The sequence below is a fragment of the Paenibacillus sp. J22P277 genome (genome assembly GCF_059383675.1).
Genome location: NZ_JBXENS010000012.1, coordinates 1 through 11,450, shown reverse-complemented (window position 1 = coordinate 11,450; position 11,450 = coordinate 1). Strand labels below are relative to the sequence as shown.

Below are 11,450 nucleotides of genomic sequence, written 5' to 3'. Positions count from 1 at the left end.
AAACAAAAGTGGGTGCTCGCGCTCACTGCCGCGCATGGCGGAGAGGAGGTCGTGCATCTATTGAAGAAACAGGTTACCGAGTGGCCTTCTGCCGGCCGCGAAGTTTTGATCGTCGATCGACGTCATCGTACCGTCACCCATATAGCGGAAAGTCGTCTCTAGCTTGCCGTCTCGGTAGATCCTCGCTCCTCCAGCTGCCAATAATGCGAATCGCGGTCTCGCGTACGGCCTTCTTCTTGGCGCGCAAGCATTCATCCATATACGGGAGAAGTGCAGGTTCTGCAGACAGCAGCCCGATAACGCTGTCCCGGACTGTTTTGCTCGCATCCCCCATGTGTTCCAACAGAAACGGGAGATGCCGGTCAAAATCGTGCGCGGCCAGTTTTTCCAGCATAAATCCCCTTCCTTTAGGCGACATTTCCTTCAGCTCTGCGGCCAGGCCGGCACTCCCTGTCATTACCTGATACGTGAGCCACTCATCTGACGCCGTATAGAAAGTGCTGCCCCGATATTCCGTGCCAAACGTAAGCAGATAGAGCATTTCCTCCACGATGAACGAAAGGACAACGGGACGGGCCCATTTGCCCGCAAAGCAAGTCATAGAACTTCGCATGTTCTGCAGGCAGGAGATGCTCCAATAAACGCCGGAAATAGAGCGAGTTGTTGGATCTGATGTCACCTTTAATCAGAAATTGACAGACGCGATGAACAAGCGGCCAGTCGTATGGAAAAATGATTTTGCTGCCGTATCTATCCTGAGGTATGAAAGCATAAGCAAACTGCGAGTGCGGATAGTCCGCGAACTGCTCCTTCACGCTGAAGCTCAGCCGCCCATATGGCAATTCTCCTCGGAAAAACGCCTTCAGTTCCTTTAGACGCGTTCCGTCGAATGTCAGATTATCCAGCTACCGCTCGATATGCTCAAGCAGCCCCATTTCGGTGACGCTCAATAGGTCTGTCAAGGGGTCGACAACTCCTTCGGCTGCGTATCTTCGAACTTGCGCCAATGCTCTTTCCGCCAGTTTTCATTGAACCCGAGATGATTGTCGGTTGCCTGCTCTACTTCGTGAATCACATCGCTGTAGAAACGCAGAGGCGTTTCACCTGCACGCATGCACAGACTCTCCGAAGCTCTCGCCTCATAGATCCAACCCGAAGCAGCGCCGGGAGGCCGATGGAAAAATTCAAGCTCATACACGGTAACCGTCTGGTCCATCGCGGCGTCCATGGCGCTGTACATGCCGCTGAAGGTCAAAGCCGCAGCGCAGCCGCACATCGGCTCCTCACGCAAGTAATAGTCGAAGTTGCCGCCGTCACCCGCCGGTCCGCGTACCCAGCCCAGTTTTAGCATGCGGCCTGTCAGGGTAAGTCCGCTTTGCTGTCTGCCTGCGTACGTCAGAAGATAGATGCCGCCTGCTTGAGCAGCGTCCGGCCGGTATGTTGTCCGGCTCAATTGCGGGAGCGGCTGCTTCACCTCGTAGTCGGATAACTGCGCAAGCCATGCCTGCACGTCGTCATCCGTCATCTCGACCGGATGGACCAGCTTGACTGAGGCGTAATTCGGAAGATCAAATTGTTCATCCTGGACATTAGTCAGCGTTCCGTCTCCCATGCTGCGGAACGCGACAGCCGCTTCGCCTTCCGCATCGGCCGACCAGATCAGCCCAGTCGCGAAGATTTGCATGAGCGGGTTATGAAGGAAGCATTTGCGCCATTGCGCCGCTTGCCACGTCCGGCCGGCAGTGATCGCCGATTGCAGTCGGAGAAGCTGGCTTTTGGCTGTCGCCTTAAGCTGCTTCTTCACTTCCTTAAATAGCGCCTGTGCGGCTGCTGCAGCCTCTTCATCGTCCTTCGCTCCCGGCTGCGGCAGCGCCTTTAGCTTCTTGCCAGCCTGGTCGAATAAGACCGGCTCGAGCTTCTCATTCAGCCGAAGCTCAAACGAGCGGCTGCCATAGCTGAGCGTCAGCTCTCCCCGCATCGTAAACCCGAAATCCGGTATGATGCGGTCGGCCAATTCCTCCGGATCGATGTCCTGCTCCGCCGCCGCGTATGCGAAAGCCTGCTCCGCGGCCAGCTTTACCGGCCGTGATTTGTACTTTCGGGACATCGCATCGACGAGGCGAAGTGCCTCGTCTTTGTCGGATACCGCAAGCGCGCGTACCGCATCACAGGCGATGGAGGTCCGGCCCATAATTGGCCAGTCCGCGATCATTTCCTTCATCTTCGCGATGATGCGCTCGTCGCCATGATAAGCGCACAGCGTCAGTACCCACTTCCGCTTCGAGTCCGACTCGTTCTCGTGCCAGTACGTCAGAAGCGCCAAGCACCACTCGCCCATGGAGGACGCGTCAAAAAAGCCGGCCAGCCGGATCGCTTCCAGCGGTACGCTGATCCTGCCGGTTCCTGCATAGCACGATGCCACGTATTCCAAGCAGACGCGGGGATCGCCGGAAGTTCCCACAAGATTAACCTTGGGCAGCTCATGCCATGGCAGCCAGTCGACTTTGCTTTTACCGCGTTTGATGTTCTCCCTGCAGTATCGCACGAGGTCGTCAACTTGTAGCGGCTCAGCCGCCAGCCGCCGTTTAATAGAAGATTCGATAAGCGAGCGAAGCTTCTCGTTCCCTTCCTTCGAGTACGCGTCCATTAGTGCCGCGATAGATCGCTCATCTTTCCAGGTGGACAGTACGCCGACTGCGCTCTCGCGGAACGTTTGTTTCTTGGAAAACAACGACTCCCGTATGAAGGACTCATACTTGCTGCGGTTTGCAGACATCACCTGCGCGACGGCTTCACGGACGGACTTGGAGTTATCGCCCGCGAGCATGTACAGCACAGGCGCAAAGATGGTTTGATCCATGCGTCCAAGGTCTGCCGCAAGCAGCGTTTTCACTTCGGCGGGAATTTCGGCTGCCGCTGCGGTTAACTCGTCAACATGACGAATAAGCCAGTCAAACCTCTCGGGTTCAGCTTCTATTAATTCCCGTGCATCCGAATAGTAGCTTGTTCTCGGATACCAGGCTGAGATCATATCCGCTGCTGGGAAGGCATAGGTCTCCAGTTCCCCCAATAACGCCGCAACCGGGATCTTCCGGTTCACTGTCTGCTGCTTGATAAGACGATAGGCATCCTGGGTGGATAGGTAAAAACGATAAATCCGCTGCGACAATTCGGAAGGGAACGGAAGAATACGATCAAAAAGGAGACCGTGCTCCATCGTGTAATGCAGGTACATCTCCGAAAAATTTTGAGGAGACTGCAGCCCTTTCGACAATTCCCCGAATGCGATTCGTCCTTCGAAATAGTCAATCAGTTCCGATTTATGTGAAGGCGCTTGAGCTGGCTTATTCTTATCCTCGTAATAATAATTTTTATTCCCCCTGATATAACGAACGATTTCCTCTAGCGAAACCACAGTAAGAAGTCTAGCCATACATCCCATCCTCTGTCGCATAGGTTAAAAGTAATAGTCTTTCCATGAGTTTACTATACTTCCAATTCCAGCTCTACTGAAATCTAGGTGAAAGGCAGGACAGCCATGTCTGTGACTAGTGGAACAAGCATGTTGCTGGCCAGCGCCAATTATTCATAACGTATCAGCAATGCACAAAGCGGGCTCCCTGTTAAGGGAAAGCCCAATTGAAATAGAGTTTCTTCAATGGAATCTATGCAGAACAAAACTAGCAGCGTAGTGATGCATCCAGCGGTAAAGGAATCGGCAGTTATGTCTATGAAATTCAAGGCTTACTATCCGCGTATGTTTGTCCGTTACTAGGCAGCGACGGGGGCGGCGGCCTCATCGGTTGGCATGATCGGAAAAACGATGGTTACGCTCTCAATGTGTATTAAATAAACGCCATTGATTATTACGACGGCAAAGAAAGAACGAACACTTGAGGCGGTGTGACGGTAGTGCAGCAATTTTCGCGAAAGGTGCAAAGGCTGTCCTGGTAATTGCAAATCTACAATGCGCATGACGATGCAGTCCGGGAATATGTCAATTTGTCGAATCCCGCTGAATGATGTTATTTGAATAATAAAGGCAGCAGATCGAAATAATCTGCTGCCTTTAGACGTTAGGCAGATGAGGTTCCAACGGCATCGGTACGCTTCTCGTCTTTCTTGGCAATTTCAAGTGTGCCAGTTTCGTCCACCTCACCGAAACCGTAGTGCCTGTAGCCCGTCTGCGTGAACGCTCCTTCGGAGTTAACCACACCGTATTCGCTCCATCCTGTTTCACCGAAAATACCGCTGTTATAGTAAATGAAATCGCCGCTTGGTTTCGGTGTATCACCAATGCTGTCCGTCCAGTTTCGTTTCATGAAGATACGGAGCTGATCCTCGATTGTCCCGGAAATTCTGCCAGCCCATGTCACAACGGCCTGGTCGTCAATAATTCTGATCTGCTGTGCAAGATCGCCATCGATGCGGATGAAGCGAAGCGCCTCTCCTTCGGGGAACAGCAGTGTCGTGCCATCAGCCTCGCCGACATCCCCTGCCACCATTGGCTTGATTGCATATTGCTGTTCGTAGATGAGGCCAACTGCAACTAGGCGAGCTTCAGCGAGGCTGCCATTATACAGCGCATCGCGCTTCTTGTTGTCGAGGTGCGAAGAGATAAACACTGTCCGGTCATGCCAATCGGCAGTGTAGCCAAATTGAGCTGCCAAGTAGCGCAAAGGTACATAGGCACGATTTCCGTGCAGCTTCATCGCTGCATCAAGCCGCCCTGTCTCTTTGCTTATACCACCAGGCAGATCGCGCTCGACTACCGCATTACTGTTAAACGCAGTGAAGCGGACTGTTACCCCCCACTTGCGAACGACGGCTGTGTTTGTCTTGGCATTCCACTCTACGTTTGCACCAAAGGCTTCACCGACTGCGCGCAGCGGTACAAGCACCCGCCCGTGATCGGTAATTGGTGCAGTGTCCACTGTAGTTACCTTCCCCATCACTTTAATTTGAATCACTGATGAGACTGCTTTCGCCTCTACCCGGTCCTTTTCTGGCAAGGTGTAGAAAGCACCGGTTATAATCGATGTCGCGAGAATCATGGCTGCAAATTTTTTTTTCATAATATCTCCCACTCCTATTCGTTGTAGTTGATCGGTCAGTAATCCAGTCCTAGATTACCTTTAAGACGACGTCAGTGCGGAATTGGTTGCATATCCCAGTAATGTAAGCCTGCTTTTTAATACCGCCGCTGAGTTCCCGCCGACCTCCTATGTCGCGAACGAGTGCTCCAGATCCAGAATTACTTCGCAAAACTGTTCGATGATCCACTTCGTTGTTCCGTTCGTTTCCAAACTCCGCAGAACGCCATAACCAGCATCCAGCCTCTAGTTAAAGTTCCCTGAATACGATTGACAAAAAACGAGTGTCTTGGTGCGACGGGCGTCAGCCGTTTCAGTAAAATGGAATTGAAGACCACTTAAGCAATCTCAAAAATTATTAGCTTAATTAGGCTTAGCTTGTATATCATACTTGAAGCCCAAGGAACACTCCCTATTGCTGGAAGTGCTCCTGCTTTTATTTAGCCTGACGTCTCCCCCTAGTCCATGCATAATGATATTCGTCCTTTTCCTCAATAGGCTTCTTTTCCTCGGACAATTTCAATGCCTTACGGATTGTCATTTCCAATGATTGTTCAACGATATCATCTATAGAAATGTGATCGAGTTCGTTCGTATTTGAATTATGCAGATACACCAGCGTCTCCATACCGCTTACCACTCGACTCGAAAGATAGACGAGTACCGGTTGCCGTTCCCGGCGTCCAAATAAAACCTCTCCCAGCCACGACATTTAAACCATCCTCCCCCGTCTCATCGTTTGCATATCCTGATGATACGTAAAATGCCCGCGGCGCAAGTCACGCTTGTATTTTTCATTGATTAACCTCATAAAAATTTCACTACTTAAAGCAAACTCGACCGCTTCGGTGTAAAACAAATTCAGCGATAGATTATGCCGAAAGCTCAGCGCGTCGATCTCACTATGAGTTACCTCATCGATTCTCAGCGTTATTCGGTGCTTCTTATCGATTCGCTCTCCCCTTTTCATCGCTTTACCGCCTCCCTCAAATCGATTATTCTCAATGTCATGACATCAAAGTGTCATTCCCGTACATTATTAAACGTCTTCTTAGCAGGGAGGAGGAGCGATCAATAAAAGCCTACTACCTGCAGTTGAGATACCGTTACATTTGCCTTCGGTACAGTAAGGACTGTTGGATTGAGTTTTGTTTCTTCCTTATGCAATATGGGGATAGCAGTCACTCCTTTTTCCTCCAGATCCCGTTGTATGAGTCGTTTGATATAGGTGCTGAACACCCGAAACTGACCGGCATGTGCAAGCAGCTTCGCCTCAAATGGATCCAATTCATTAAAGCTGATACTCTTTACAGTTCGGTCACCCGCCATAAATAACACGCCCCAGTTCATAAAAGCCTGACGCATTCGCGAAAACAGGATGCAACACCTCGATCGTTAATCCATTTCGGAACACCGGCGTAATCAGAACGGCGTTAACAAAGTGCTCCTTTACATAGGGTAAGACTGTTTCTGCAGCACCGCCGGCTACAAAGACTCTATCTTCTGGTTTCCATTTATCTCTTGCTCTGGAAACCACTGCGCTGACCAAAGCAGCGACATCCTGACTCTTATTCGTTTCCATCCCAAAATCGAGTGTATCGCTATCCTTATCGATGAATCGCACGGAACACTCGGGGCTCCCATGATCGACACTCCATATACTTCCGAGATTCACAGTCCCACTGCCAAAATCTATGATACGCGTTACATCGGGCTGGGGACTGCACCAGTAAGCACCGGCCCCTTCTGCAGCAACTTCAATTCGTTCAACGCTAAAACTCTTTGTCTCTCCATTAACGTTGAGAGTATGTGGCCCCCGCAACATCAGTTTAATCTTCTCTTTCTCTCCAGGTTCATGCCGTTTAATTGGCTGGCCAACCACGAGCTGCACATGCTCCCCGTTCTTACAATAACGGTGTAGTGCCAGAAGAACGCGCAACGCTGCATCCTCATGTGCCTTCGTGTCTCCTTTTATCGATCTGGCAAATTCACTTTCAAACTTTGCAAGGGATCCAGCAAACCCTTTCCTTCCCTTCCATTCGTAGACCATGTCGTCATCACCATAGACAGCGACAAGCTTCCGATCCCTTACTTCACCTAAGCAGCTGCAAAACCGATCCTTCCCTTTTGGTCCAATGACCTTTACCTCATGGTTTCCTGCGTCGATTCCAATTATCATGTGAACACTCCTCCTAAACTTATTACGTCGGTAATAATGGCATCCTTTTTTCCGGACACGTTATTACGCTTGTAATAGAACCTATGGAGCACTGCTTGTCCACTATTCCCGAAATCGGAAAAGGTTGTTTAGAAATCGGAAAGTTTGGTCAGGCTTATAGAAAAGGGGGTTATTTAATGTTTGGACTTGGAAAGAAAAGAAGCACTTTGGGAAGGTGGTTAGATCATAGGGGAATAAAACAAGAATGGGTCGCTGTGAAAGGTAAGATCGGTAGGACGACTATTTCTAATGCATGCAGCAACGATGAATACACGCCGAGCGGAAAAACGATTAAAAAAATAATGAGAGCCCTTCGGGAAATCGATCCGTCTGTTCGCTCCGATCAATTTTGGGATATTTAAAAACCTAAGGCAACAAATAATCCCCCCGTTTTGCTGTACAGGTGTACAGGTATACAGGTATACAGGAAACTTAAATTCTGACACTATTAATCGGCTGCCTCGTACTCCTTGACCCTTCTATAGAAGGTAGGCTTTTTCATCCTTCAGTCGCGATAATCTGCCCAGACTTCCAGTTATGATAAGCTTCAATAAATGAACCATCAATCTCTTGTCGCGGTCTCCCGAAGGTCACACCACCCGCTCGAGCTACCTCTATACCCTCAGCCTGGCGCTGCCGGTTCTTTTTTCGTTCCTGCTCAGCCACATAAGCAAGTAAACTTAAAAATTGATCCTCCATAACTTTTCCGAAATCGCCCATCGTATCAAACTTTCTGGAATCAAACAACGTTTCATTATCCAGACAAACAATGTCAGCGCCAATTTCTCGCGTGTTGGTCTTCCACTCCATAATGATGCCGTCATAATCGCGACCAAGTCGATCCAGGGCATCGATATATACCAGGTCCCCCTCACTAAGCATTAGGCGCATAGCTTGATAACGCGGACGATCTAAATCCTTACCGCTTTGTTTTTCAACGAGAATATATCGATCATCAATGCCAAGCTCTCGAAAATTAACAAGCTGCCGTTCAGGATTCTGATCTTTCGCCGATACACAGCCATAAGCTAGCTTCAAATACTTCACTCTCCCCAAAACCGTATCAAAAAGTTTGCTTTCTGATACGCCTTTGAATTGGCCAACAAGCCACCTCTTCCAGTAAGTCTTGAAAAAAATTGCAAAATAATAAGCCAGCACCTTTGTGCTGGCTCCAAATTAGAACTGTACATGTTCCACCATGATACATCGAGCTTCAATGTCTTGCCGAATTTGTTTTATTGGTATCTGCTCTAACAAACTGAAATCCGGAACTGTGATAATTATAAATTCTCGATTTGCCTCAGCTTGGATTAATTTAATGTGCATCTGAACCAAATAGGAATCATCTCTTTCAGCTCCTGACTCTAATATCGCCTTTAAGTCAAAAACGAGGATATTCATCTCCAGGGGGATAATAATATTTTTATTCCGAAGTAGTAGTCCTAGAATATACTGCACATCAGGATTCTGCCGCGGATCTCCAATGACATCTGCCTGAATGTTCGTAATCACATGTTTCATTTAATGCACTCCTTCTGACTATCCTAATTGTTATTGTTATTTCTTAAATTTCATCGTTATTATTACATGGATTTCTCTAGAAACACAATATTGGAATTCCGTTATAAGAAAATGGAGCTGGCATCCGTTGATACACAAACGCATGTTCGCATATAATAAGACAACAATCAAGTAAGGGTGTTGTTATTTAATAAGCGGATTTGATCCAATGATCGCGCTGAAATCACATGTCGCGCTTTTACAACTGCTGGAAGAAGCAAAGGATTTTGCAGGATTCAAAGGGGCTTAATTTAGCAATCGGAAAATTAGTAGGTAAAGTTGTCGTGGCTGATCTTGAAAAGTCTCGACAGTGGATGCGAACCAACAAAATGTGGGTCGATGATAATCCCGTTCGCGAACGCCGTTACCGGTATTCGTTATTTGGTCGTAGTGATGAATATGAATTATCGGAAAATGATCTTACTCTTTACCTAAGCATCGTGCTGCGATCGATCGAGCAAAAAATTAATGCGATCCCTCGACGATGAGAAAGATCTCTATTTGTTAAATAGGGGATTCGCAACCGAAGGCGATCAGCAGCTTCAAGCCTTGTAAGAGAACTGGTCTACGACAACAATCCCGCCGGCCACCTAACAGAGAACGAACATAAGAAGAAGCCTTTTATCCGGTTAGGATAAAAGGCTTTTGTAAAAGTAAAGCGGGTGATGGGAATCGAACCCACGCCATCAGCTTGGGAAGCTGAAGTTCTACCATTGAACTACACCCGCATTAAAAAGGATGGTCGGGATGACACGATTTGAACATGCGACCCCCTGGTCCCAAACCAGGTGCTCTACCAAGCTGAGCTACATCCCGCTATTGAAAACAAACCAATCAAGGAGCCACCCAGATTCGAACTAGGGGTGAAGCTTTTGCAGAGCTTTGCCTTACCACTTGGCTATGGCGCCATGCTGGAGCGGAAGACGGGAATCGAACCCGCGACCCTCGCCTTGGCAAGGCGATGCTCTACCGCTGAGCCACTTCCGCAGATGGTGCGGTCAAGAGGACTCGAACCTCCACGTCATTGCTGACACTAGAACCTGAATCTAGCGCGTCTGCCAATTCCGCCATGACCGCATAAATGATGGTGCGGTTGATGGGACTCGAACCCATACGCCCGGTGGGCACTACCCCCTCAAGATAGCGTGTCTGCCAATTCCACCACAACCGCGAAGTAAGAAAAGTGAGCCATGTAGGACTCGAACCTACGACACCCTGATTAAAAGTCAGGTGCTCTACCAACTGAGCTAATGGCTCAAATACAATGGCTGGGGATCTAGGATTCGAACCTAGGGATGACGGAGTCAAAGTCCGTTGCCTTACCGCTTGGCTAATCCCCATTAAAACTGGTGGAGGATGATGGATTCGAACCACCGAACTCGGAGAGAGCAGATTTACAGTCTGCCGTGTTTAGCCACTTCACTAATCCTCCATGATGGTGCCGGCGATAGGAGTCGAACCCACGACCTACTGATTACAAGTCAGTTGCTCTACCAACTGAGCTACACCGGCATGCTATACAATTTACTGCTTGTACGAAAATGGTGGCTCGGGACGGAATCGAACCGCCGACACGAGGATTTTCAGTCCTCTGCTCTACCGACTGAGCTACCGAGCCAAACTTGGTTATAATGGCGGAGCCGACGGGATTCGAACCCGCGGTCTCCTGCGTGACAGGCAGGCATGTTGGGCCACTACACCACGGCTCCGTATTATTATCCAATAATGTTTGTAATTGGTTGCGGGGGCAGGATTTGAACCTGCGGCCTTCGGGTTATGAGCCCGACGAGCTACCGGGCTGCTCCACCCCGCGTCATTAGAAATACTGCTATGCAGTTATGGTGGAGGCTGACGGGATCGAACCGCCGACCCTCTGCTTGTAAGGCAGATGCTCTCCCAGCTGAGCTAAGCCTCCTTGGGAATAAAAATGGTGACCCGTAGGGGACTCGAACCCCTGTTACCTCCGTGAAAGGGAGGTGTCTTAACCACTTGACCAACGGGCCATATCTGGCGGAGAGCGAGGGATTCGAACCCTCGAGACGCGGTTAGCGCCTACACGATTTCCAATCGTGCTCCTTCGACCACTCGGACAGCTCTCCAGAAATGGCTCCCCGAACAGGACTCGAACCTGTGACAACTCGATTAACAGTCGAGTGCTCTACCAACTGAGCTATCAGGGAATAGTGTGAAATATTGGTGGAGCCAAGCGGGATCGAACCGCTGACCTCCTGCTTGCAAGGCAGGCGCTCTCCCAGCTGAGCTATGGCCCCTAGAATGGTTGGCCTTAGTGGACTCGAACCACCGACCTCACCCTTATCAGGGGTGCGCTCTAACCAGCTGAGCTAAAGTCCAATAAAAAACCCACTGCAAGGTGGGTCTGTCTTCAAACTATGTAAAGATCACACCATAAAAAACTGAATATGATTCATGCAAAACAATTAGCTGGTTGTCTCTGCAAAGAGACGTTAGGATAAGCCCTCGACCGATTAGTATTCGTCAGCTCCACACGTTGCCGCGCTTCCACCTCGAACCTATCAACCTCGTCGTCTTCAAGGGGTCTTACATACTGGGAAATCTCA

At 49.3% G+C, this 11,450-nt stretch carries 10 protein-coding genes, 19 tRNA genes, 1 rRNA gene and 1 pseudogene; 2 read left to right on the top strand and 29 right to left on the bottom strand.

Translation table 11 applies throughout. The features are described from left to right. Nucleotides 1-133 precede the first annotated feature (133 nt). The 7 genes from AC50YL_RS33135 to AC50YL_RS33105 all read right to left on the bottom strand — a co-directional run bounded on the left by AC50YL_RS33135 (nt 134) and on the right by AC50YL_RS33105 (nt 7,272). Complete coding sequence (locus AC50YL_RS33135; RefSeq protein ID WP_494837646.1) at nt 134-541, bottom strand: hypothetical protein; 408 nt, start codon at nt 539-541, stop codon at nt 134-136. 417 nt (nt 542-958) lie between these two features. Next, the gene (locus AC50YL_RS33130; RefSeq protein ID WP_494837645.1) at nt 959-3,454 is read right to left on the bottom strand and encodes a DUF4132 domain-containing protein; all 2,496 of its coding nucleotides are present in this window, start codon (nt 3,452-3,454) and stop codon (nt 959-961) included. 622 nt (nt 3,455-4,076) lie between these two features. Further along, nucleotides 4,077-5,075, bottom strand: coding sequence for a copper amine oxidase N-terminal domain-containing protein (locus AC50YL_RS33125; RefSeq protein ID WP_494837644.1), 999 nt, complete (start codon nt 5,073-5,075; stop codon nt 4,077-4,079). Nucleotides 5,076-5,529: 454 nt separating this feature from the next. Continuing rightward, nucleotides 5,530-5,805 carry a hypothetical protein gene (locus AC50YL_RS33120; RefSeq protein ID WP_494837643.1) on the bottom strand — a complete coding sequence of 92 codons (276 nt, stop codon included), beginning with the start codon at nt 5,803-5,805 and terminating at the stop codon, nt 5,530-5,532. Further along, on the bottom strand, nt 5,806-6,063 hold the full coding sequence (locus AC50YL_RS33115) for a hypothetical protein (RefSeq protein ID WP_494837642.1): 258 nt from the start codon (nt 6,061-6,063) through the stop codon (nt 5,806-5,808). A gap of 101 nt (nt 6,064-6,164) precedes the next feature. Beyond that, nucleotides 6,165-6,422: a hypothetical protein gene (locus AC50YL_RS33110; protein ID WP_494837641.1), complete on the bottom strand. Its 258-nt coding sequence runs from the start codon at nt 6,420-6,422 to the stop codon at nt 6,165-6,167. Continuing rightward, nucleotides 6,412-7,272 carry a ParM/StbA family protein gene (locus AC50YL_RS33105; RefSeq protein WP_494837640.1) on the bottom strand — a complete coding sequence of 287 codons (861 nt, stop codon included), beginning with the start codon at nt 7,270-7,272 and terminating at the stop codon, nt 6,412-6,414. The genes AC50YL_RS33110 and AC50YL_RS33105 overlap by 11 nt, the downstream gene beginning before the upstream one ends. A gap of 95 nt (nt 7,273-7,367) precedes the next feature. Here AC50YL_RS33105 and AC50YL_RS33100 point away from each other — a divergent pair, with 95 nt between their 5' ends. After that, nucleotides 7,368-7,673, top strand: a complete 306-nt coding sequence (locus AC50YL_RS33100; RefSeq protein ID WP_494837639.1) for a helix-turn-helix domain-containing protein — start codon at nt 7,368-7,370, stop codon at nt 7,671-7,673. A gap of 86 nt (nt 7,674-7,759) precedes the next feature. Here the strand turns inward: AC50YL_RS33100 and AC50YL_RS33095 are convergent. Then, nucleotides 7,760-8,349: pseudogene (locus tag AC50YL_RS33095) on the bottom strand (recombinase family protein). Between the two features lie 138 nt (nt 8,350-8,487). Further along, nucleotides 8,488-8,832, bottom strand: a complete 345-nt coding sequence (locus AC50YL_RS33090; protein ID WP_494837638.1) for a hypothetical protein — start codon at nt 8,830-8,832, stop codon at nt 8,488-8,490. A 266-nt stretch (nt 8,833-9,098) separates the two neighbouring features. Between AC50YL_RS33090 and AC50YL_RS33085 the strand changes: the two genes are divergently transcribed. Beyond that, a complete protein-coding gene (locus AC50YL_RS33085) occupies nt 9,099-9,359 on the top strand; it encodes a hypothetical protein (protein ID WP_494837637.1) in 261 nt (86 codons plus the stop codon). Between the two features lie 169 nt (nt 9,360-9,528). Here AC50YL_RS33085 and AC50YL_RS33080 read toward each other — a convergent pair. The 20 genes from AC50YL_RS33080 to AC50YL_RS32985 form a co-directional block, all read right to left on the bottom strand. Then, nucleotides 9,529-9,599: transfer RNA gene (locus tag AC50YL_RS33080), tRNA-Gly, on the bottom strand. An 11-nt stretch (nt 9,600-9,610) separates the two neighbouring features. Further along, nucleotides 9,611-9,687 (bottom strand) — tRNA-Pro (locus AC50YL_RS33075). A 21-nt stretch (nt 9,688-9,708) separates the two neighbouring features. Then, a tRNA-Cys gene (locus AC50YL_RS33070) sits at nt 9,709-9,779 on the bottom strand. Nucleotides 9,780-9,783: 4 nt separating this feature from the next. Beyond that, nucleotides 9,784-9,858, bottom strand: a tRNA-Gly gene (locus AC50YL_RS33065). A 3-nt stretch (nt 9,859-9,861) separates the two neighbouring features. Then, nucleotides 9,862-9,948 (bottom strand) — tRNA-Leu (locus AC50YL_RS33060). A gap of 8 nt (nt 9,949-9,956) precedes the next feature. Further along, nucleotides 9,957-10,042: transfer RNA gene (locus AC50YL_RS33055), tRNA-Leu, on the bottom strand. Between the two features lie 13 nt (nt 10,043-10,055). Beyond that, nucleotides 10,056-10,128, bottom strand: a tRNA-Lys gene (locus tag AC50YL_RS33050). Nucleotides 10,129-10,136: 8 nt separating this feature from the next. After that, a tRNA-Gln gene (locus AC50YL_RS33045) sits at nt 10,137-10,211 on the bottom strand. Nucleotides 10,212-10,218: 7 nt separating this feature from the next. Then, nucleotides 10,219-10,303: transfer RNA gene (locus tag AC50YL_RS33040), tRNA-Tyr, on the bottom strand. A gap of 4 nt (nt 10,304-10,307) precedes the next feature. After that, nucleotides 10,308-10,383: transfer RNA gene (locus AC50YL_RS33035), tRNA-Thr, on the bottom strand. Between the two features lie 30 nt (nt 10,384-10,413). Further along, a tRNA-Phe gene (locus AC50YL_RS33030) sits at nt 10,414-10,489 on the bottom strand. A gap of 14 nt (nt 10,490-10,503) precedes the next feature. Then, nucleotides 10,504-10,580 (bottom strand) — tRNA-Asp (locus AC50YL_RS33025). Nucleotides 10,581-10,607: 27 nt separating this feature from the next. Further along, nucleotides 10,608-10,684 (bottom strand) — tRNA-Met (locus tag AC50YL_RS33020). A 26-nt stretch (nt 10,685-10,710) separates the two neighbouring features. Further along, nucleotides 10,711-10,786 (bottom strand) — tRNA-Val (locus AC50YL_RS33015). 13 nt (nt 10,787-10,799) lie between these two features. After that, nucleotides 10,800-10,874, bottom strand: a tRNA-Glu gene (locus AC50YL_RS33010). Between the two features lie 5 nt (nt 10,875-10,879). Beyond that, nucleotides 10,880-10,970 (bottom strand) — tRNA-Ser (locus AC50YL_RS33005). 5 nt (nt 10,971-10,975) lie between these two features. Beyond that, nucleotides 10,976-11,051: transfer RNA gene (locus AC50YL_RS33000), tRNA-Asn, on the bottom strand. A 14-nt stretch (nt 11,052-11,065) separates the two neighbouring features. Beyond that, nucleotides 11,066-11,141, bottom strand: a tRNA-Ala gene (locus AC50YL_RS32995). 5 nt (nt 11,142-11,146) lie between these two features. Further along, nucleotides 11,147-11,223 (bottom strand) — tRNA-Ile (locus AC50YL_RS32990). 114 nt (nt 11,224-11,337) lie between these two features. Then, nucleotides 11,338-11,450 (bottom strand): 23S ribosomal RNA (locus AC50YL_RS32985); the annotation flags it as partial.

Bases quoted from the DNA above. Each gene is read 5' to 3' on its own strand.
- AC50YL_RS33135 (WP_494837646.1), bottom strand. From the start codon at position 541: ATGCTCTATCTGCTTACGTTTGGCACGGAATATCGGGGCAGCACTTTC.
- AC50YL_RS33130 (WP_494837645.1), bottom strand. From the start codon at position 3,454: ATGCGACAGAGGATGGGATGTATGGCTAGACTTCTTACTGTGGTTTCG.
- AC50YL_RS33125 (WP_494837644.1), bottom strand. From the start codon at position 5,075: ATGAAAAAAAAATTTGCAGCCATGATTCTCGCGACATCGATTATAACC.
- AC50YL_RS33120 (WP_494837643.1), bottom strand. From the start codon at position 5,805: ATGTCGTGGCTGGGAGAGGTTTTATTTGGACGCCGGGAACGGCAACCG.
- AC50YL_RS33115 (WP_494837642.1), bottom strand. From the start codon at position 6,063: ATGAAAAGGGGAGAGCGAATCGATAAGAAGCACCGAATAACGCTGAGA.
- AC50YL_RS33110 (WP_494837641.1), bottom strand. From the start codon at position 6,422: ATGGCGGGTGACCGAACTGTAAAGAGTATCAGCTTTAATGAATTGGAT.
- AC50YL_RS33105 (WP_494837640.1), bottom strand. From the start codon at position 7,272: ATGATAATTGGAATCGACGCAGGAAACCATGAGGTAAAGGTCATTGGA.
- AC50YL_RS33090 (WP_494837638.1), bottom strand. From the start codon at position 8,832: ATGAAACATGTGATTACGAACATTCAGGCAGATGTCATTGGAGATCCG.